Annotated in this window: 18 protein-coding genes; 9 read left to right on the forward strand and 9 right to left on the reverse strand. The window is 69.9% G+C overall.

Annotated elements, in window-relative coordinates; all coding sequences use genetic code 11:
- Positions 1-39: 39 nt before the first annotated feature.
- The 5 genes from ACN6LD_RS05655 to ACN6LD_RS05675 all read right to left on the reverse strand — a co-directional run bounded on the left by ACN6LD_RS05655 (position 40) and on the right by ACN6LD_RS05675 (position 3,869).
- Positions 40-531, reverse strand: coding sequence for a CBS domain-containing protein (locus ACN6LD_RS05655; protein ID WP_445034308.1), 492 nt, complete (start codon positions 529-531; stop codon positions 40-42).
- Positions 532-683: 152 nt separating this feature from the next.
- Positions 684-1,031 (reverse strand): hypothetical protein, encoded by a 348-nt coding sequence (locus ACN6LD_RS05660; RefSeq protein WP_445034309.1) that lies wholly within the window; start codon positions 1,029-1,031, stop codon positions 684-686.
- Between the two features lie 141 nt (positions 1,032-1,172).
- Positions 1,173-2,606 (reverse strand): flotillin family protein, encoded by a 1,434-nt coding sequence (locus tag ACN6LD_RS05665; protein WP_445042635.1) that lies wholly within the window; start codon positions 2,604-2,606, stop codon positions 1,173-1,175.
- A gap of 109 nt (positions 2,607-2,715) precedes the next feature.
- The gene (locus tag ACN6LD_RS05670) at positions 2,716-3,231 is read right to left on the reverse strand and encodes a hypothetical protein (protein ID WP_445034311.1); all 516 of its coding nucleotides are present in this window, start codon (positions 3,229-3,231) and stop codon (positions 2,716-2,718) included.
- Between the two features lie 476 nt (positions 3,232-3,707).
- Positions 3,708-3,869, reverse strand: a complete 162-nt coding sequence (locus ACN6LD_RS05675; RefSeq protein ID WP_445034312.1) for a hypothetical protein — start codon at positions 3,867-3,869, stop codon at positions 3,708-3,710.
- A 535-nt stretch (positions 3,870-4,404) separates the two neighbouring features.
- Here ACN6LD_RS05675 and ACN6LD_RS05680 point away from each other — a divergent pair.
- The gene (locus ACN6LD_RS05680) at positions 4,405-5,178 is read left to right on the forward strand and encodes a hypothetical protein (protein WP_445034313.1); all 774 of its coding nucleotides are present in this window, start codon (positions 4,405-4,407) and stop codon (positions 5,176-5,178) included.
- Between the two features lie 581 nt (positions 5,179-5,759).
- On the forward strand, positions 5,760-6,104 hold the full coding sequence (locus ACN6LD_RS05685; protein ID WP_334450239.1) for a hypothetical protein: 345 nt from the start codon (positions 5,760-5,762) through the stop codon (positions 6,102-6,104).
- A gap of 24 nt (positions 6,105-6,128) precedes the next feature.
- On the opposite strand, the gene ACN6LD_RS05690 is transcribed toward ACN6LD_RS05685, so the two are convergent.
- Positions 6,129-6,539 carry a MerR family transcriptional regulator gene (locus ACN6LD_RS05690; protein WP_445034314.1) on the reverse strand — a complete coding sequence of 137 codons (411 nt, stop codon included), beginning with the start codon at positions 6,537-6,539 and terminating at the stop codon, positions 6,129-6,131.
- 404 nt (positions 6,540-6,943) lie between these two features.
- Between ACN6LD_RS05690 and ACN6LD_RS05695 the strand changes: the two genes are divergently transcribed.
- Entirely contained in the window at positions 6,944-8,446 is a 1,503-nt protein-coding gene (locus ACN6LD_RS05695) for a SulP family inorganic anion transporter (RefSeq protein WP_445034315.1), read from the forward strand.
- An 888-nt stretch (positions 8,447-9,334) separates the two neighbouring features.
- On the opposite strand, the gene ACN6LD_RS05700 is transcribed toward ACN6LD_RS05695, so the two are convergent.
- Complete coding sequence (locus ACN6LD_RS05700; protein ID WP_445034316.1) at positions 9,335-10,579, reverse strand: IS110 family RNA-guided transposase; 1,245 nt, start codon at positions 10,577-10,579, stop codon at positions 9,335-9,337.
- Positions 10,580-11,526: 947 nt separating this feature from the next.
- Between ACN6LD_RS05700 and ACN6LD_RS05705 the strand changes: the two genes are divergently transcribed.
- The 3 genes from ACN6LD_RS05705 (at position 11,527) to ACN6LD_RS05715 (ending at position 13,707) form a co-directional block, all read left to right on the forward strand.
- Positions 11,527-12,297: a hypothetical protein gene (locus ACN6LD_RS05705; RefSeq protein WP_445034317.1), complete on the forward strand. Its 771-nt coding sequence runs from the start codon at positions 11,527-11,529 to the stop codon at positions 12,295-12,297.
- A gap of 292 nt (positions 12,298-12,589) precedes the next feature.
- Positions 12,590-13,138, forward strand: coding sequence for a superoxide dismutase family protein (locus ACN6LD_RS05710; protein ID WP_445034318.1), 549 nt, complete (start codon positions 12,590-12,592; stop codon positions 13,136-13,138).
- A 32-nt stretch (positions 13,139-13,170) separates the two neighbouring features.
- Positions 13,171-13,707 carry a copper resistance CopC family protein gene (locus ACN6LD_RS05715; protein ID WP_445042636.1) on the forward strand — a complete coding sequence of 179 codons (537 nt, stop codon included), beginning with the start codon at positions 13,171-13,173 and terminating at the stop codon, positions 13,705-13,707.
- A gap of 277 nt (positions 13,708-13,984) precedes the next feature.
- Here ACN6LD_RS05715 and ACN6LD_RS05720 read toward each other — a convergent pair whose 3' ends face one another.
- Positions 13,985-14,413 (reverse strand): hypothetical protein, encoded by a 429-nt coding sequence (locus ACN6LD_RS05720; RefSeq protein WP_445034320.1) that lies wholly within the window; start codon positions 14,411-14,413, stop codon positions 13,985-13,987.
- Positions 14,414-14,753: 340 nt separating this feature from the next.
- Entirely contained in the window at positions 14,754-15,275 is a 522-nt protein-coding gene (locus ACN6LD_RS05725; RefSeq protein WP_445034321.1) for a nitroreductase family deazaflavin-dependent oxidoreductase, read from the reverse strand.
- A 172-nt stretch (positions 15,276-15,447) separates the two neighbouring features.
- Between ACN6LD_RS05725 and ACN6LD_RS05730 the strand changes: the two genes are divergently transcribed.
- From ACN6LD_RS05730 to ACN6LD_RS05740, 3 genes are all read left to right on the forward strand, one after another.
- Positions 15,448-16,536: a PP2C family protein-serine/threonine phosphatase gene (locus ACN6LD_RS05730; RefSeq protein WP_445034322.1), complete on the forward strand. Its 1,089-nt coding sequence runs from the start codon at positions 15,448-15,450 to the stop codon at positions 16,534-16,536.
- Between the two features lie 34 nt (positions 16,537-16,570).
- On the forward strand, positions 16,571-17,101 hold the full coding sequence (locus ACN6LD_RS05735; RefSeq protein WP_334450254.1) for a MarR family winged helix-turn-helix transcriptional regulator: 531 nt from the start codon (positions 16,571-16,573) through the stop codon (positions 17,099-17,101).
- Between the two features lie 136 nt (positions 17,102-17,237).
- Positions 17,238-17,928: hypothetical protein (locus tag ACN6LD_RS05740; RefSeq protein ID WP_445042637.1), on the forward strand; the 691-nt coding region annotated here is incomplete at its 3' end.

Genomic DNA, 17,928 nt, shown 5'->3' on the forward strand with positions numbered 1-17,928 from the left:
AGCAGGGGAAACCCCCGATACCGACCGGCCCGACTGCCGTCACGAGGAGTCCGATGGTGCTGAGGCCCCGAGGAGTTCATGCAGAAGATGAGAGGCAGTGATCACGCCCAGCAGACGGGTGCCCCCTTCCTTGTGCCTGCCTTTCGCCGTTTCCACCACTGCCACCAGTGGGCTGCGCACCCGTGCCATCAGCGCGGACACCTCCAGCGCGGTGTCATCCGGGTCGGCGATCGGCGGTGGGGCAGCCTCGTGGGGCAGGCAGTCGCCGACGCGGCGGCCCGCCAGGGCCTGGCACAGCCGGTCGGCGTGCTTCTCGTCGACGACGGCGGCGAGCGTCGGGTCCTCGATGACGTAGGCGGGCACCAGGATCTTGATCATCTGGGAGGCAGGAAGGATCGCCCTCGGCTCGCCCCGTTCGTCCACCACGAGCAGGGCCGGCAGCCTGTGCTCGGCCATCAGCCGGGCCGCCTCCATGGCATCGCTGTCGACGCTCACCGTCTCGTACTCGACCGCCAGGTCACGAGCGCGCATGGTCGGCTCCTCATCTGCTGGAAAGGTTCCTGTACTCACCGTCATACGTCATCGGCGAGCGGGCCAGGTCATTGACGCGAAACATACGCGGCGCCACCGGTAGAACCACAGGGTGGGGGAGAAGAGGCCACTGCCGGACCGTGGCGACGCCATCAGGACCGATTGCCGATGCCCTCGTCGCCGATCTGTGGACGGACGGCGCTGCGGCGGAACCGGTCGCCGAGCTGCGAGCCGGCGATGAGCCCCGCCGCGAACAGCAGCAGACCGGCCTCCACCACGGGCAGGAGGAACATCGCGTCCTTGCCGACGAGCCCGCCCCACCGTCCCAGCGGGACGACCAGCCCGCCGACCCACATCACCAGCATGGCGACACCCCGGACTCGGATGCCCCAGGGCGTCGTACGGCTGCGGACCCGCCTGGGCGCCCAGCCCCGCAACGAGGCGATAGACAGGGGCAGCACGAAGGCCGACCAGCCGATCAACCATGCCCACAGGAACATCTCCCACACTCCTTCTCCGAGACGGCCGAGCGGCCGCAAGGCGTTCGCGGCGGCTCGTCGGCGATCGGGGGACGCCGCCGTCCGTCCTTGAAGCCCGGGCGGTTGGCAGCCGCCCGGGCTCACTGCACTGCCGTACCAGCGTCAGCCGGTGATCTCGATCTTGCCGTTGGCTTCGGCCGATGCCGCGGCCTCGGGCTGCGCACCGCCGGCCCGCTTGGTCATGCCCTTCAGCAGCTCGGCGAGGTCGACTCCGGTGGTGGAGCTGAGGAGTTCCATCCCCTGGGCGACGTTGTCGGCGACGGTGCGGGAGAGCTGGGAAGCGCCGTCGGTGGAGATGACGGTCATCTTGTCGATGGCGCTGAGCGGTTCGGACGCCTTGGCCACGACCTGGGGCAGGACCTCGACGAGCATCTGCAGGACGGCCGCGTCGCCGTACCGGGCGAACGCGTCCGCCTTCTTCTGCATCGCCTCTGCCTCGGCGGCGCCTTTCGCGCCGATGGCGGCGGCCTCGGCCTCACCCTCGATGCGGACCGCGTCGGCGAGCGCGGCGCGATGCGCCTTCTCGCCCTCACCGGTCAGCCGGGAGCGCTGGGCGTCCGCCTCGGCCTGCTTGACCAGGGCGATGCGGCGAGCCTCGGCCTCCTGCTCGGCCTGGTAGCGGGCGGCGTCGGCGGGCTTGCGGACCTTCGTGTCCAGTTCGCGGTCGGTCAGAGCGGCCTGCCGCTGGGCGACCTTCTCCTGCTCTGCGAGGACCTCCTGCGATCGCGCGGCTTCGGCCAGCGGGCCGGCGGCAGCGGCGCGGGCGGCGGCCTCGTCGGTCTCGGCCTTGATCTCCGCCTGCTTCAGCGCGAAGGTCCGCTGCGCGATGGCGATCTCCTCCTCGGCCTTCAGCCGGGCCTGCTCGGCGGCCCGCCGGGCGACCGCCTCGGCGATGTCGGCCTCCTGCTTGGCGCGGGCAGCCTCCGGACGGCCGAGGTCTTCGAGGTAGGAGCCCTCGGTGCTGATGTCCTGGATCTGGAAGGCGTCCAGCACCAGGCCCTGCCCGGACAGACTGGCCTCGGCCTCCTCCGCCACTTGTCCGGCGAAGGCGGCACGGTCGCGGATGATGTCCTCGACCGACATCCGGCCCACGATGGCCCGCAGCGCACCGGAGAGTACTTCCTGGGTGAAGCCGACGATGCCGTCCTGCTGCATCAAAAACCGCTGGGCAGCGGCGCGGATGGAGTCCTCGCTGCCGCCGACCTTGACGATGGCAACGCCTTCCAGGTGGGCCTTGACGCCGCGCAGGGTGACCGCGCCGCGCACCGCCACCGGGATGTGCCGCGAGGACAGGTCGAGGGTGAACTTCTGCTGCACGAACGGCACGACGAACACACCGCCGCCGACCACGACCTTCTGCCCGCTGTTGTCGGTGAAGACCCGGCCGGTCTCCGGATCGGTGGACTGCTTGCCGCGCCGCCCGGTAACGATGAACGCCTCACTTGGCCCGGCCACCTTGTAACGGGTCACGACGACCAAGCCGAGCAGCACGAGGAGTACGACGACTCCCACCACGGCGAAGACGACTGGACTCATGGTGATTCCCCCTCAGCCCTCCCAGGGGACGGCGGATCGATACGGATTCGTGTGAAGAAACGGGCACCGGCACTGCCGATGCGCCGGGAGTTGCGGCGGTGCCGTGCGGTCAGCGCTCCACGGGGCGTACGGACACAGCTGTCTGAGACAGCGTCCCTTCCACCCAGACCTCGGCCCCCCGAGCGACCGGCGACGGACTCTTCGCGGAAAGTTTCACCGGTTGCCCGGCCAGGTGGACCAGCACCTCGCCGTAGCCGTCGGACGGAATCGGGGTCACCACAGATCCGGAGACGCCGATCAGATCGACGTCGCGCGGAGCCGCACCAGACCGGTCTCGCATGAGGATCCGGCTGAGGCGGTACACGAGCCACCCCGTGGCGAGCCCAGCCGGCACGCCGATCGCGGTCGCACCGATCGCGCCCACACCCGTGGCGCCCATGGCGATCGCACCGGAGAAACCGAGCATGGAGACGAATCCGGCGACGACCGGAAGCGAGAGCAGCCCGTCGAAGAGACCGTCCAGCACGCCGACGCCGTCGAAAAGTCCTTCGAGAACGCCGTCGAAGACGAGAGTCAGCACGAGTAGGACGAGTCCGACGATGCCGAGACCGAGAAACCAGCCCATCCGTCTACACCGCCTCTCCTCGGTGCCACCGCACCGCTTACTGCATGCTCACATGCGTGGGCCGGCCCTGGCATTGCCAGCTCCCGGCAATCTTTACGTGTTTTTGATGCCGGACTCTGCACCGCGCCAGACGCTCCTGAGCCGGGAAGAGCGGCCTCAATTTCGTAGGCGGGGCGCTGGGGGAGGTTGCCGGAGGGCGGCGGAGGCCACGTCCGCCCAACGGCGCGCCTCATTCGGACCCGCATACTTCAATCGTCAAGCAAGTTTCACGGGATCCGCACAAGCATCAGGTTGTGCGTTATGCTCCGCCTGGCCTCGTCGCCCCCCCCGTCGACGAGGCCGATCCGGCTTCCTGGCCCCGCGAGCCCTCGTGGGGGCGGAGCCGCCCCCGACCCGCCGCCCCCGTCGGGCGGCGGGGTGCCGTGCGCCCTTGACCGGTCCGCGGCCGACTGCCAGCTCTTCGTGCTGTCGCCCGCTCAGAGTTGCGGGGCGGAGCCCATCTCCGCGCTGAAGACCACCGGTTCGCTGTCGAACCCGCGGACCATCTCGTGGAACCCCCATATCCCGGAGGTGTCCTTGGCGAACTTCGCGACCGTCCCGGCGGTGGATCCGGCGATCTGCGCGAAGTCGTCCTTCATCAGTTCCGTATACCCCTCGACGACCAGAACGCCGGCGTTCGACAGGTCCCCGACCGTGCGAAGGAGGGGGCGAGGCGGTCGAGTTCCAGGGTCATCGCCTCGACGTAGCCGAAGCCTTGGCCGGTCTGGCTGTGCCGGCTTGGGGCGCCCCTGGCTTCTGGGCCGCGGGAAATGGGATTGCGAGGCGGGGAACAGTGACCGATGTGTTCGACAGGGCCGTAGACGTGTTCATGGTGGCCGTGGGGCTGGGGTGCGTGGGGTTGGGATGCTGGGCCGTGCTCCGGCCGCGCCGGCCATCGGAACCGATCCAGGGGCCTGTGTGGGTGGTCCGTACCTGGGGACTCGGCTTTGTCCTGTTGGGAATCTCCATCGCCGTTGAGACGATGACCCTGATGGCCGGTGGGGAGTCGGGCCGGATGGCGGAGATAGCTCGCTGGATCGCCTGGCCACTCATAGTCGGCTCGATCCTGGTTGCCTTCGTCGCCCGGCGGCGGGAGCGCCGTCGGGACCGGGCCGTTCATGAGCGGCGGCCGCAGTGAACCGGTCCGCGGGTCAGCGCATCAGGCTGCAGCCCGAGCCGGGGACCGTCCAGCGGCGCACCCTCTGGCGTTGCGTGTGGGGGCTGTGCGCGGCTCTGACCGGTATCGCGATGCTCCTCCTCGGTGCCGCGGGGCTGTCCGTCGTGCCGGGCCTGATCGAGGACGAGAAGGTGTTCGGCGCCGCTACGCCGTGCAGCGCCTCGTCCTCTTCCCATGACGACTGCCTGCGCTCGTTCGATGCGACCGTGACCCGTACGGTGATCAGGGAGCAGGTCAAGTCGTCGGAGTACACGCTGTACCTGGACGGCCCGGCCCGTGTGCCCCGCAGCATCGACATGGGCGATTCGGAGCCGCTGCTCAAGCGCCTGCGTCCCGGTGACGGTGTGACGGTCACCATGTGGCGGGACTACGCGACCGAGGTGCGGCAGGGGAAGGTCTCCCAGGAGACCGCCGATACTCCCGAGGGGGAGCCGGTCTTCGTGTGCGCGCTCGCCTTGGCGGTGATCTGCGGCGGCGCGTACGGCCTGTACGCGGGAGGCACGGCCGTGTCCTTGTCCGGGCGCCACGCCGTGAGGGGCCTGCCCGCCATACTCGTGACGCGGGGCAAGGAAGCGGCCGGAGCGGCGCTGTGCGCGCTCCCGGCTCTGGTCGTGGGCGACTTCACGAACGTACCGGTCATGCTGGTGGTGTGGCTGGTGCTGCTGCCGCTGGTCCGGTGGGTCGTGCAACGCCAGCAACAGCGGAGTACCGGACGGCATGCTCGACCATGAGCCTTGACCAAGGGCCAGCCGATCAGCTGCCATGTCCTTCTGCCGTGGCGAATTGGTGGCGGTCTCTGGGTAATGCGTTTTGGGCCGTGGATCGGGCTCTGGGTGGGCAGCGGCGTCCGACTCGGTTTCAGAAGTGGGTAGCCCGACATCCGGTCAAGGCCGGGCTGTGCGTGGCCGCCCCCGTCACGCTCTTCTTCTTGCTGCTGCCGCCTGATGGCGAGGAAGTCGAGAACCTCCTGGTTGCTGTGCTCTTCGGGCTGTTCCTGGGCCTAGTCTTCGGCCTCACGGCAGCGTCAGAGTGTCTCCGGCAACGCAGGCTCAAGCGTCTGGGGATATGGGACGGCTCCTGAGCAGGGCCTGGAGTGGTCTGTGCGGGAAATGCACGAGGACGGACGAAGGTGGAAATGCCCGCCTTGATAACTCGCTGCTGCTTGTGCGGTGGCGGGCTTCGGGTCTCCATGCAGCATGCGGTCTTGCCGTCGTACGGCAGTCAGGCATACACGGTCCGTGCCCGTAACCGGCATGGCGACTGGCCGGCCGACCGTGACTCAATGTCGTCGTCGGCGGGAAGGGGCGATGTGGTGGACGAGGCGAGGCCGGTGACGTGGGGTGAGACGGCCTGGATGCTCACGTGGTGTTCGGCGGTGTGTGGTTCGGCCTGGGCCGTACTCGCCCTGCTGGGGGAGCGACATCTGCCGGTCTCCGCGCCGGTGGTGATGCTCCTGGCCCAGTGGTTCTGGGCCCGTCACCGCCGCTGGGGCGCGGGCGTGGTGGCCGGACTCAGCGGTTCGGGCGTGGTGTTCGCCCTGGTCGACGGCCTTCGCCCGCATCTGGACAAGCTGTTTGCCGACGCGCTCGCCACCGAGGCGGGAGCCGTCGTCGCGCTCGTCGTCTTCACCGGTTGCAGCCGGTTGCGCAGGACATGACGGGTCGGTGGCTGTGTCCGGTCGTCAGGAGGACGCCGACGGTGTCTGGTGCAGGCGGGCGCCGAGGGTGGCGGCGAAGTCCTCGGCGCGGGCCAGCTGGATCCGAAGCTTCTCGACCTGCTCGGTGGCGGCCTGCTCGTACTCGCGCACACGCTCCAGCAGGGCTTCGCGCTCGCCGGCGTCGGGGCCGGGCTCGTGGTCGAGGCGGTCGGTGGCGTCCAGGAGGTCGCGCATCTGGTCGAGGGTGAAGCCGAGCGGCTTCATGCGGCGGATGACCATGAGCCGCTGCACGTCGGTCTCGGTGTAGAGGCGGAAGCCGCCCTGGGAGCGGGCGGAGGGGATGACCAGGCCGGTTTCCTCGTAGTGCCGGATGGTGCGCAGGGACAGCTCGGTCCGCGCGGCGACCTCGCCGATCTGCATGTGCTTGTCGTCCACGCCCCTGTCCTGGCCCTTCTCTTCCTGCCGGGACCGCGCCCCGTGCCGCCCCACCGACCTCTACCCTAACGTTAGGGTAGAGTTACTGACGGCGAGGGCGTCCCGGCTGCCCCGCGACTGCCGTTCCGGGGCCGATGGCGCCCCCGACGAAGATCCGATTCTTGCAGGAGAGAGTGTGCGCGAGCCCATGACGCCCACCACCGCCGCCTGCCCGCCGTGACCCTTCGCCCTTCGATGTGAGCTGCTCGGCCGCGCCCTCGCGCAGGCCCCGGCTCCGTCGCCTCTTCGACTTCCGGCCCGCTCCTCGCGGGCTGTCCGCGGGGTGCCGGCCCGGTTCCTCCGCGTTCTCCCCCACACCCGGCCTGCCAGTGGGGTGTGCCCGAGCACGACAGGTACTCATTTCCTTGTCTTCTTCCGTAGCGACTCCCGCCGCGCGGCTGCGCGTCCTGCGCCCCGACTGGCTGTCCGATCCGAAGGTGTGGCGTACCGAGGTCCTGGCCGGCCTGGTCGTCGCCCTCGCACTGATCCCCGAGGCGATCTCGTTCTCGATCATCGCCGGTGTCGACCCGGCCGTCGGCCTCTTCGCCTCGTTCACCATGGCCGTGGTCATCTCGATCGTCGGTGGCCGACGGGCGATGATCTCCGCCGCGACCGGCGCGGTCGCGCTCGTGATCGCCCCGCTGAACCGTGAGCACGGCTTCGGGTACCTCGTCGCCGCCGTCATCCTGGCCGGTGTCATCCAGGTCGCGCTCGGCGCGCTCGGGGTGGCGAAGCTGATGCGGTTCGTGCCGCGCTCGGTGATGGTCGGTTTCGTCAACGCCCTCGCGATCCTGATCTTCATGGCCCAGGTCCCCGAGATGCACGACGTGCCCTGGCCGGTCTATCCGCTGATCGCGGCCGGTCTGGCCCTCATGGTGTTCTTCCCGAAGGCCACCACGGTGATCCCGGCCCCGCTGGTGTCCATCGTCATCCTGACCGTGATCACGGTCGCCGCCGGGATCGCCGTGCCGACCGTCGGCGACAAGGGCGTCCTGCCGTCCTCCCTGCCGGTGCCGGGCCTGCCCGACGTACCCTTCACCCTCGACACCCTGACCACCATCGCGCCCTACGCCTTCGCGATGGCGCTGGTCGGCCTGATGGAGTCGCTGATGACGGCCAAGCTGGTCGACGACATCACCGACACCCACTCGTCCAAGACCCGCGAGTCCATCGGCCAGGGCATCGCCAACATCGTCACCGGCCTGTTCGGCGGCATGGGCGGCTGCGCCATGATCGGCCAGACGATGATCAACGTGAAGGTCTCCGGCGCCCGCACCCGCCTCTCCACCTTCCTGGCCGGCGCGTTCCTGATGGTGCTGTGCATCGTCTTCGGCCCGGTCGTCTCCGACATCCCGATGGCCGCCCTGGTCGCCGTCATGGTGATGGTGTCGTTCGCGACCTTCGACTGGCACTCCATCGCTCCCAAGACCCTCAAGCGGATGCCCGCCGGGGAGATCACCGTCATGGTCATGACCGTGATCTGCGTGGTCGCCACCGACAACCTCGCCATCGGTGTGGTCGTCGGCTCCATCACCGCCATGGTCATCTTCGCCAAGCGCGTCGCCCACCTCGCGAACGTCACCGCAGTCACGGACCCCGACGGCAGCACGGTGGTGTACTCCGTGACCGGCGAGTTGTTCTTCGCCTCCTCCAACGACCTCGTCGGCCAGTTCGACTACACAGGTGATCCGGACAAGGTCGTCATCGACCTGTCCGCCGCCCACATCTGGGATGCCTCCTCGGTCGCCGCCCTCGACGCGATCGAGACCAAATACGCCCAGCGCGGCAAGACCGTGGAGATCATCGGCCTGAACAACCCCAGCGCCGACCTCCACGGCAAGCTCACCGGCGAACTCACCAGCCACTGACCCATCCCAGCGAAACCCGCGAGGACCCCGGCCGAACGCCGGGGTCCTCCGCTGTTCAAACGGTAGGCGTGGCGTATCCCGAAGCCCTCGCAGCAGCACGCTTGCTTCGCCACCGTTCCTCAGTACACGCCGGCACCTGCCCGTAGATGCGAGCGGGGCCCGTGGACGCAAGCTCAACGCCTTCACCACCGTCCGGCCCCGGGGCCCGCCGACCACTGCTGCGGCGTGAGACCCAACGGCATCAGCCAGTCTCTGGCCTCTCCGATCGCGACCATAAGGGCGGCCGATGCGGCGCACACGGCGAGGCGCAATGGCTACCCGGGTGCCATGCCCATCAGCCACAGAGCATGGCCGGCCGTGATCCACCACGCGGTGACGGAGGTCGTGTCCCGCTTCGTGGTGTAAGCGACCTTGCTCGACGTGTTCCGGTAAACCGCGCGTCGGCCACCCCTTGGGACACGGCGCCCGGATCGTACAGCGGCTGACCTGCCGTCAGCACCATGCGCGGCCTCGAACCGCGCCGATGTGGCGATGACCTGCGGATTCCGGCGCCCTGATCCGCTACACCACTTGGCGGGACGCCACCCAGCCACCGCCGTGCCCGTATCTGGCGGAACGCGAATCCGACCCTCGGCTGTGACGCTCGTTTGACGCTGCGAGGCCCTGACGCACCCTTCCCGAGTTTCAGAAATGCCATCTGAGCTGGTGTTTTTGCATCTCTCGCTGAATGTGACGTGTTTCCGATGACGTCGAACTTGGAGTGCGTGGCGATTCTGGAGCCTGCTGCAAAGGGGCTCTGACGCGTAAATAGGTGCAGGTCAGGGTGGTGTAGGGCAGGACTGGTTGCCCGGTGGCCATGGTGGTCGCTGGGTGTGGCGGTTCTGGGTGTCAGGCTGCGTCCTCGATCGGGTTGAGGGTGACGGTGTAGCCGAGCTGGTTGAGTGCGGTGATGGCGCGGCGGGTGGCGCGTTCGGGGTCGCGTTGGGTGAAGTAGGTGCCGCCGAGCTCGTGGTAGGGGACGTCGTCGGTGAGCATGTGCCAGATCGCGGTGATGATCGAGTGCTCGACGGCGACCAGGGCCCTGAGCGGGCCGCGCCGGGCGGTCAGTCGCTTGTAACGGGCCTGCAGGTAGGTGTTGTTGGTTCTCACCGCGCCGAAGGCGGCCAGGCCGAGGGCTCCTTTGAGGTAGGGGTTCCCGGGGCGGACCTTGGTGTTCTTGGTGCGGCCGGCGGACTCGTGGTGGCCGGGGCAGACCCCGGCCCAGGAGGCGAGGTGCTTGGCGGAGGCGAATCGGGCCATGTCGCCGCCGGTCTCGGCGATGATCACTTCGGCGACGGCCTGGTTGATGCCGGGGATGGTGTCGAGCAGGTCGAGGGCGGGACGAAAGGGGGCCATCGCCTCCGTGATCCGCTCGTCCAGCTGTCCGATGGCGCCGGTGAGCTGGTCGTAGTGGTCCAGGTGCAGTCGGGTGAGGAAGGCGTGGTGGGCGCGGAAGCGGCCGGTCAGGGCCTCGGTGAGTTCGGGGATCTTGTTGCGGAGCTTGCGTTTGGCCAGGTCCGCGAGTGCCTGCGGGTCGCGTTCGCCGCGGATGAGGGCCTCCAGCATGGCCCGGCCGGAGACGCCCATGATGTCGGAGGCGACCGCGGCGAGTTTGATCCCGGTGTCCTCCAGCAGCTTCTCCAGTCGCTGCACGATCTGGCCGCGCTCGCGGGTCATCTGGGTGCGGGCCCGGGTCAGGTCCCGCAGTTCGCGCACCGGCTGCGGCGGCACGAACGAGGGGCGGACCAGACCGTGGGCGCCGAGCTGGGCCAGCCAGGCGGCGTCGGAGACGTCCGTCTTGCGGCCGGGCAGGTTCTTGACCTGGCGGGCGTTGACCAGGATCACGTTAAGGTCCTCGGCCAGCAGGTAGTAGAACGGCTTCCAGTAGTCCGAGGTCGCCTCGATCACGACGAGTGTGACCTCGGCGGCGAGCAGGTGATCCCGCAGGGCGAGCACGGCGTTCGTGGTCGAGCCCCAGGTCGTGGTCTCGTTGGTGAACGAGCCCCGCCGTTTCGTACTCGGGCGGCGGACACACGCCTTGGCGTCCTTCTTGCTGATGTCCACACCGGCGCAGCGTTCGTGCAACACGTCCACGTCCCCCGCTCCCTCCCTCACCGATTAGCCAAGCGGTACGCCGTTCCGGGAGGGCCAGGGTGGTACAGGAATTCTGACGCCCGTGCTCACAGCAACACTCCACGGTTCCCGTGGACGGCCCTCAGCGCCACGCTGACCTGCGAGCTCACCGGCATCACAGAGCAATCGGCTTCGGCCGGAACGAACCCCACCAGCGTCCCGGACCGGCATCAGCCCACGTCAGGGCACACAAGAAGCACCTCGACGCACGGCACGGCATGCACCACGCCCCCGGCGCGCACCGAAGGTGCGCTGGGTCGCTGACCTGCAGTTTCTTAGGGTGCTCATGCGCGTCCGGGTGCGCTCGACGTGTTCCTCGAAATGCACCACGTGGACCGTGTCCTGGGCCAAGAGGAGTGGGTTCGACCTGCGACTTCGTGGGCGTCTCGGGAGATGATGCAAGCGTTCCCCCACGCTCCGTAGGGCATAACGGGAATCCGTCTCGACGCTCATTTGACGCTGCTTCCGACGGAGCGTCAGGTGGTTGGCCAGCTGGTCCGGCCGGTCATGGCTTGGTCCGACCTTCTCGCCTGCGACTGCTCTGTCCCACGTCTGGACAGCCGACCCTGTCCCGGGAGCGGGCCCGTCGCCGTCAACTGGTGAGGGGAGGCGGCCGGCAGGTACTGCTCGGCGTCGCGACTCAGCGGGCCAGGGCCTGTGCCGACGAAGGCGCGCGTCGCCGCGACACCGAGCCCGACGGTGTTTCACGGGTGCCAGTGGCCGCCGGTTGGTGCTCCAGGCCCCTTCCAGGTGGTCGCAGGCTGTCTGCCGACGCGGCACTCGCCACCACCCTGTGCGTGAACGCGGGCACGCCGTCGTCCGTATGAAGCGGGAAGCTCACAGGTTCGAGGAGTTGTCGGATGTCCCGGAGGTGCCGCGGCGCCGGAGTGTGCCGGGGAGGTCACCTGATGCAGAACCGGGAGGGCGCCCGTGCCCCGCGTCTGCTGCGGGCCGGTGTCTTCGCGGCTGTCTGCGTGGTGACGACGGCGCTGGGCCACGCCGTGATGTCCGGTGACGTCCTGCCCTGGTGGACTCTGGGATCGGCGTTGGCCGGGACGGCTTGGGGCGCCTGGTGGCTGACCTGCGGGGAACGCGGGGCCGCCGCCGTGGTCGGTGCCACCGTCGTCGCGCAGGTGTTGCTACACCTGTTGTTCGATCTGGCCCACGTGCTCGTCCGTGGACGGGCCGGCCTACCGTCCGTCGGACAAGCCCCGGGCATGGACCACGGGATCATGTTCTCCCATTCCGGCATGGCCGTGCACATGGACCATTCGGATGCGGGCCTGACCCTGGGGCACGCCGGGACGCCCGGAGCGCCTTTCGCTGCGCTCCTCGAGTCCGTCGTGGCTCAACAGGGCTCCGGCGGGATGTACCTGGCGCATCTGTTGGCCGCCGTCGTGTGCGGACTGTGGCTGTGGCGAGGCGAGGCGGCCGCACACCAGGTGGGCCGGGCCCTGGCCGTGGTGTTGTTCGCGCCGCTGCGACGCATCTGCCGCGTGCTCGCGCACCCCGCCCTCGACCGGCGGGCCCCCTCGGTATGCGCATCAATGGCCGAGGGGGAGACGGCGCGGACCGCTCCCGTACTGCTGAGGCATGCCGTCGTCCGCAGAGGACCGCCGTCGGCGGGTTCAGCAGTCGTTCGTCCGCCTGCCGGCCCCCTGCCCGTCGTACGGCCCTGAAACACCCTTTCTGGTGTCGGGCCCGGGTGCTGGGCCGGAGCAGGCGTATGGCCGACGTGCGCGTTCACGCGCGTCGGCCGTCCACTTCGGCCTCGGCGTGCCCTTCGTCCGGCGCGCGAGCTGTTCGGTGTCCGCCGAAAGCGCCGCGTCGTGGCGGGGCCCGCAGCCCGCCCATCGATCGGGAGATTCTTTGATGCACCACGCCATATCCGTGCCCGCACACGCGGCCGGTGATCCGCGGTCCCCCCGGCCCCTCGGCCGTGGACCCCGGCTCGTTGCCTTCGGCGTCCTCGTGACCGCCACGTCCGTCCTGCTGTCCGGCTGCGGCGGCGACTCGGCGGACCGCGCCTCCGCCCAAGCCGCCTCCTCGGCCTCCGCCAAGGGCATGGACGGGATGGCGGGGATGGACATGGGGGACCCGTCCGCCACCCCCGCCGACAAAATCCCCGGAGCGACCGTGGTCAAGGGCGCCTTCACGCTCCTCGACACCCGCCCGCCGGGCATGGACGACGTCGCGGGCAGCGCCTGGCTCGCGCAGGGCTCCAAGGGCACCACCGTGACCGTGTCCCTGACCGGTCTCAAGCCCGGCGCCTCCTACATGGCCCATCTGCACGCCCAGCACTGCTCCGCCAAGAACGGCGGGGAGCACTTCCGGTTCGAGAAGGGCGGCGCGACCACGCCCCCCAACGAGGTGCACCTGATGTTCACCGCCGACAAGTCCGGGATGGGAATGACGACAGTGAACAATTCCCGCAAGACCGGCAAGGACGCGGTCGCGATCGTCGTCCACCCCAGCGAGGCACAGGACAACCGGATCGCATGCGCGGACTTCGACTTCTGAGGGCGGCGGCAGGACCGCTCGGGTGCGCGGGTGTGCTGCTGCTTCTCGGCGGCACACCCGCGTACGCCCACACCGCACTCGAGAACGCCACACCGGCACCAGGCGCCAAGGTCGCGGCTGGGACCGACGTCGTCGCGCTGACCTTCAAAGACCTGAACTCCGGCGTCCCGCCGAAGATCGGCATGGTCGGAGCCGACGGCACGACCGTCCCGGTCGGAGCGCCGGTCGTCACCGACGGCGGCACCGCGTGCGCCGCGGTCTCCCCGCTGCCCGTGGGTGTCGTCACCCTCACCTACACGGTCACCGCCGGCGACGGTGACGCCCAGACCAGCGCGTTCCAGTTCGAGGTCATGGACGGCGCCCAGCCCGTCGAGCCTCCGTCCGCCTGCGCCGATCTGAGCCTGCCCGCGCCGGACACCGGCGGGGCCGGCACCGTCCTGGGCCTCGGACGCACCACCGCGACGGCCGTTCTCGCCGGGGCCGTCGCCGTGATCGCGGGCGGAGGGGTCGTCGCCGTCCGCAGACGACGCCGAACAGGACTGCCGGCGGAAGGGGGAGCCGCCGAATGACCTGAAGCCTGTTCATCTCTCGGGCCGCGCTCAGGCGGGTGCGGCCCGAGCGGGTACCCGCGACACGCGAGGGATCCTGCTACGCGCCACGGCCCCAGATCAGAGGCTGGTGGGCCGTCAGGCGGCGCTCAGCAGGTGTGCCGGCTTGGCGCAGTTCTTACGCGGCATTGGCAGGCCGTTGACGTGCACAGTGGCAGGGGTGAGATTGGTGTCGGCAAACTCGTCTGCTGGTCGACGGGTTCTCACACGGTCGCCGCGACAGGCGTGCCGGGCCGAGCTACTCGTCGCTGCCTCGGGGGCGCAGCGGAGAGGGAAGCGCGCCCTCGGTCGTCGGCGGCTCGAAGATGCTTTCCGACTGTCCTGCCGTGGGGGTGTTCTGTTCCTCGGAGAGTCCTGGCGCGCCCCGGGGCAGCCAGGAGAAGATTCCCAGCAGTGCGACAATGGCGGCGACCGCGCCGAGGGCGCGGAGCACTCTGCGGACCCTTTCCCGGGTGCTCAGGTGCTGCCATGCCGGTTCGGGACGGTCGTCGTCCGGTTGCCAGACGTCACCGACGGAGTCGGCTTGGCGGACAGGGGGGCTGGCGCGCAGAAGTAGCCGTTCCTGTGCTGAGGGTTCCTGTGGTGCGGAGCGTCGAATGGCTTCTTCGCTGTCGTTGAGGAACTTCAGCCAGGTGCTCTCGGGATCGGTGGGCTCGGGCGCAGTCACGGTGCCTGCCCATCTCCCTTCTGGCCGGTTCCGAGGGCCTGCCGACGGCTGGTACGTCGTTCCGTGCCGCATCAAATGTGTCAGCTTCACTCCTGGGCGCCGAAGCGGCGACCGGCCGTCGGCTCGGCTCCCCCACCCAATCATTGCACAGTGCAAAATAAGATCGCCAGTCTATGTGCCGCTTCATGGGGAGGCTTTGCCCGCGCTTGAGTCGCAGCGGATCTGGCTGCGTCGTGTGCACGAGGTAGGGAACGCGCCCCCGGGCTCGGGGAAATCATCGTCGCCCGGCAGGAGGAAGGCGCCGCCGGATACGGCTCCATTCATGTCTCCGGCGAGGGTGTCACCTACTTCTGCGGCTCTGCGGGCGGTGTCCGGCGGCAGCTTCGAGGCGGACGAACGGTATGGCCCGGCCCGCGTCGCGGAACGACGTCTCGCTGCCGTCGGCGGGCAGGCCCATGAACGCGCAGAGGCGGCGGGCGGTACGGGGATGCCGGCGGGCGTAGTCGGCCATGATCTGGGCGCCGTCGTCGGGGGAGAGGAAGCGGGCGGTGACGGCGTGGTAGCGGTTGCCGACCTGGATGACGGTCTTCGGGTGTGCGCGCAGGTTGCGGTACCAGTCCGAACCGGGGCCGAAGCCTGAGGCGACGGTCCAGCCGGGGCGCAGGGTCTCGTGCGCCACGACTTCGAGGACGACGTGGCGGTCGAGGCCCGTCGTGCGGCCGACGTGGTGCAGGAGAAGGAACCGCCTGCCGAGAACCGGCCCGAGTCCGGCGCGGAAGAGGAGGACAGGTGCGCGCGCGACCAGGCGCCGCCAGCCGGTGGGGAGTTGAGGGCGCGTGCCATGGGTTCCTCTGTGGGGCATCGTCGCCTTCCAGGAGTGTCGTCGGAGGTGCCGCTGTTCGGCCTCGATTGGGTAAAGGGCCGGTATGGGCGCCGCTTCAGCAGAACAACCATTGCATAGTCTAAATACGAGAGCGCGTCTACGGAGAGAGAAGGCCGCTCTCGAGCACCACGACCACTTCAGGAGGACGTCCATGATCATGAGCCGGCAGGCGTCCGGATCCCGGCTCCTGTCCTGGTTGCCGGTGACCGCGATGGGCGTGGTGGCCGTGGCGGACGTGGTGGCGGGACCCGGGGTGGGGTTCCTGCCGCTGGTCTCGCTCGGGCCCGCCTTCGCCGGGCTGGTCGGAGGCTGGCGGCGTACCGCACTGATCGGCGTGCTGGCGCTGGTGCTCTGCCTGGCTCTCGGCCTGTACGACGGCCTCTTCGAAGGACGCCGCGGGTTCACCGCCCTGATCTCGGTGGTCGGGGTCACGGGCGCGGGCGTCGCGGCCGCCGTGATGCGCTCGCGGCGCGAGGCCGAGCTGGCCAGCGTGCGGTCGATCGCCGAGGTGGCCCAGCGGGTGCTGCTGCGCCCGGTGCCGCGGACGGCCGGCCCGCTGCAGGCGGCTGTCTCCTACACCTCCGCCGTCGCGGAGGCACGCATCGGCGGGGATCTGTACGAGGTGGTCGCCTCCCCGCACGGTGTCCGGGTCATCGTGGGGGACGTCCAGGGCAAGGGCCTGGCCGCGGTGGAGACGGCTGCCGTGGTGCTCGGCGCCTTCCGGGAGGCGGCCCACGACGAGAGCGATCTGGTGGGGCTGGGGGAGCGGCTGGAGCGCAGCGTGGCCCGTGAGCTGGAGGGTGAGAAGTTCGTCACCGCCGTTCTCGCCGAGGTCGGTTCGGCCGGCGGGGCTGTCTTCCTGAACTACGGTCATCCGCCTCCCATGGTCGTACGCCAGGACGGCACGGTGGGTTTTCCGCAGCCGCCCGCCTACGCGCTGCCGCTCGGTCTGGGTGTCCACGGGGCCGAGGGGCCCGAGCCCTACCGGGTGGACTTCGAGCCCGGAGCGCAACTCCTGCTGTACACCGACGGCGTCAGCGAGGCCCGGGACGAGCGGGGGGCCTTTTACCCGCTCGCCGACCGGGCGTACCTGCTCAAGGACCCCGACGCGCAGCTGGCCCTCGAAGCCCTGCGGGAGGATCTGATGCGGCATGCGGCGGGCCCTCCGCACGACGACGCGGCCATGCTCCTGCTGCGCTTCCATGGTCATGGGAAGGGAAAATCTGTTCGCGACGCGTGAGTGAGCAGGTGCTTCGGCGCGATAGAAAGGAGGTATGCCGCAGCACGAGAGCCCCCTGGGGGCCATGGACGATGTCGACGAGGTCACCCGAGCGGTGCTGACCGCGTCCCGGTTGCTGGTGGCCGTCTCCGCCCGCTCGATCGCAGCGGTCGAGGAGAGAGTGACCCTCGCGCAGTTCCGGATGCTCGTCGTGCTCTCCAGCCGCGGGGCGACCAAGCTGGTCGCCCTGGCCGAACTGCTCCAGGTGGCGCCGTCGACGGCCATGCGCATGGTGGACCGGCTCATCGCCGCGGGGCTCGCCGACCGCCAGACCAACCCCGGCAACCGCCGCGAGACCCTGCTGCAGCTCACCGACGAGGGGCGGCGCACCGTCGAGGAGGTCACCGCCCGGCGGCGTGAGGAGATCGCCGCGATCGTCGCACGGCTCAGGCCGACGCAGCGGCTGGCGCTCGTCGAGGCCCTCGGAGCCTTCAACGAGGCGGGAGGGGAGCCGCCCGCCCCCGACATGGACGATCCGGAGCCGCATCCGCTCGGCTGGGGGGCGGACGTCGCCCGAGAGTCGTAAGCCCCCGGTCGCCTTCGCCCTGCGCCGGCTGAATGGCGGACGGGCCCGCCCTTCCCGGACTCCTCGACCTTTTGCATAATGCAAAAAAAGTGCGAGCGCGGTTCGCCGCATCGGGTCGGGAGAGGGGGAGTGGCGCATGCGCTGGTGGCGTCGCTCGTCCCGGGATGTGGAGCCCCGTCTGATGGGGCATCTGCGTGCCACCGTCTGGGGGCCTGCCGAGTTCGTCGGCCTCCCTCCATGGTGGCTGGTCGGGGAAGGCGTTCTCGCGGCGGCGCTGGCCGTCGCGGGCATCGTGGGCACGTCCGTCTTCGGGGCCTGGACGGGGTGCCCGGGGATGGCCGACGGCGCGGTCGGCCTGGTGTGTGCGCTCGCGCTCGTTGTCCATCTGATCGTGGTGCGGGCGGGCCGGGCGCTGGTGGGCGCCGTCGCCGTGCTCGCGGCTTGCCTCGCGGCGCAGGCGCCGCAGGCCGCCGCCGCCGTCGTACTGGCGGAGCAGGGGCGGGTGCAGTCCGTGGTGGTGACGTCGGTGCGGGATGAGGGGACGGTGCGGGGCGGCCGTAGCCGCTATCTCTGCACCGTGGCCGACGGGCGTGGGGTGCCGCTGCAGGTGCGAGTCTGGCGTGGCTGTGGGCAGGCCACCCGCCCCGGGGACGCCCTCGCCGTCGTCTACGACCCGCGGGGACGGGTGCCTCCGCGCGGTGTCGGGGCGGGAGTAGGGGCGTTGCGTGCGTTGCTCGGCCTGAGCGGGTGGGCGGCCACTCTCGCGGCGGCGACGGTCGTCGCGGTCGTGCGCTCGTACCGGATGGCCGTTCCGTCGGCCGGCCGAC

This window comes from Streptomyces sp. SAS_272 (genome assembly GCF_052543235.1).

Excerpts from the sequence above, each read along its gene's own strand:
- ACN6LD_RS05655 (WP_445034308.1), bottom strand. The coding sequence starts at position 531 with ATGCGCGCTCGTGACCTGGCGGTCGAGTACGAGACGGTGAGCGTCGAC.
- ACN6LD_RS05660 (WP_445034309.1), bottom strand. The coding sequence starts at position 1,031 with ATGTTCCTGTGGGCATGGTTGATCGGCTGGTCGGCCTTCGTGCTGCCC.
- ACN6LD_RS05665 (WP_445042635.1), bottom strand. The coding sequence starts at position 2,606 with ATGAGTCCAGTCGTCTTCGCCGTGGTGGGAGTCGTCGTACTCCTCGTG.
- ACN6LD_RS05670 (WP_445034311.1), bottom strand. The coding sequence starts at position 3,231 with ATGGGCTGGTTTCTCGGTCTCGGCATCGTCGGACTCGTCCTACTCGTG.
- ACN6LD_RS05675 (WP_445034312.1), bottom strand. The coding sequence starts at position 3,869 with ATGAAGGACGACTTCGCGCAGATCGCCGGATCCACCGCCGGGACGGTC.
- ACN6LD_RS05705 (WP_445034317.1), top strand. The coding sequence starts at position 11,527 with ATGCAGAACCGGGAGGGCGCCCGTGCCCCGCGTCTGCTGCGGGCCGGT.
- ACN6LD_RS05725 (WP_445034321.1), bottom strand. The coding sequence starts at position 15,275 with ATGCCCCACAGAGGAACCCATGGCACGCGCCCTCAACTCCCCACCGGC.
- ACN6LD_RS05730 (WP_445034322.1), top strand. The coding sequence starts at position 15,448 with ATGATCATGAGCCGGCAGGCGTCCGGATCCCGGCTCCTGTCCTGGTTG.
- ACN6LD_RS05735 (WP_334450254.1), top strand. The coding sequence starts at position 16,571 with ATGCCGCAGCACGAGAGCCCCCTGGGGGCCATGGACGATGTCGACGAG.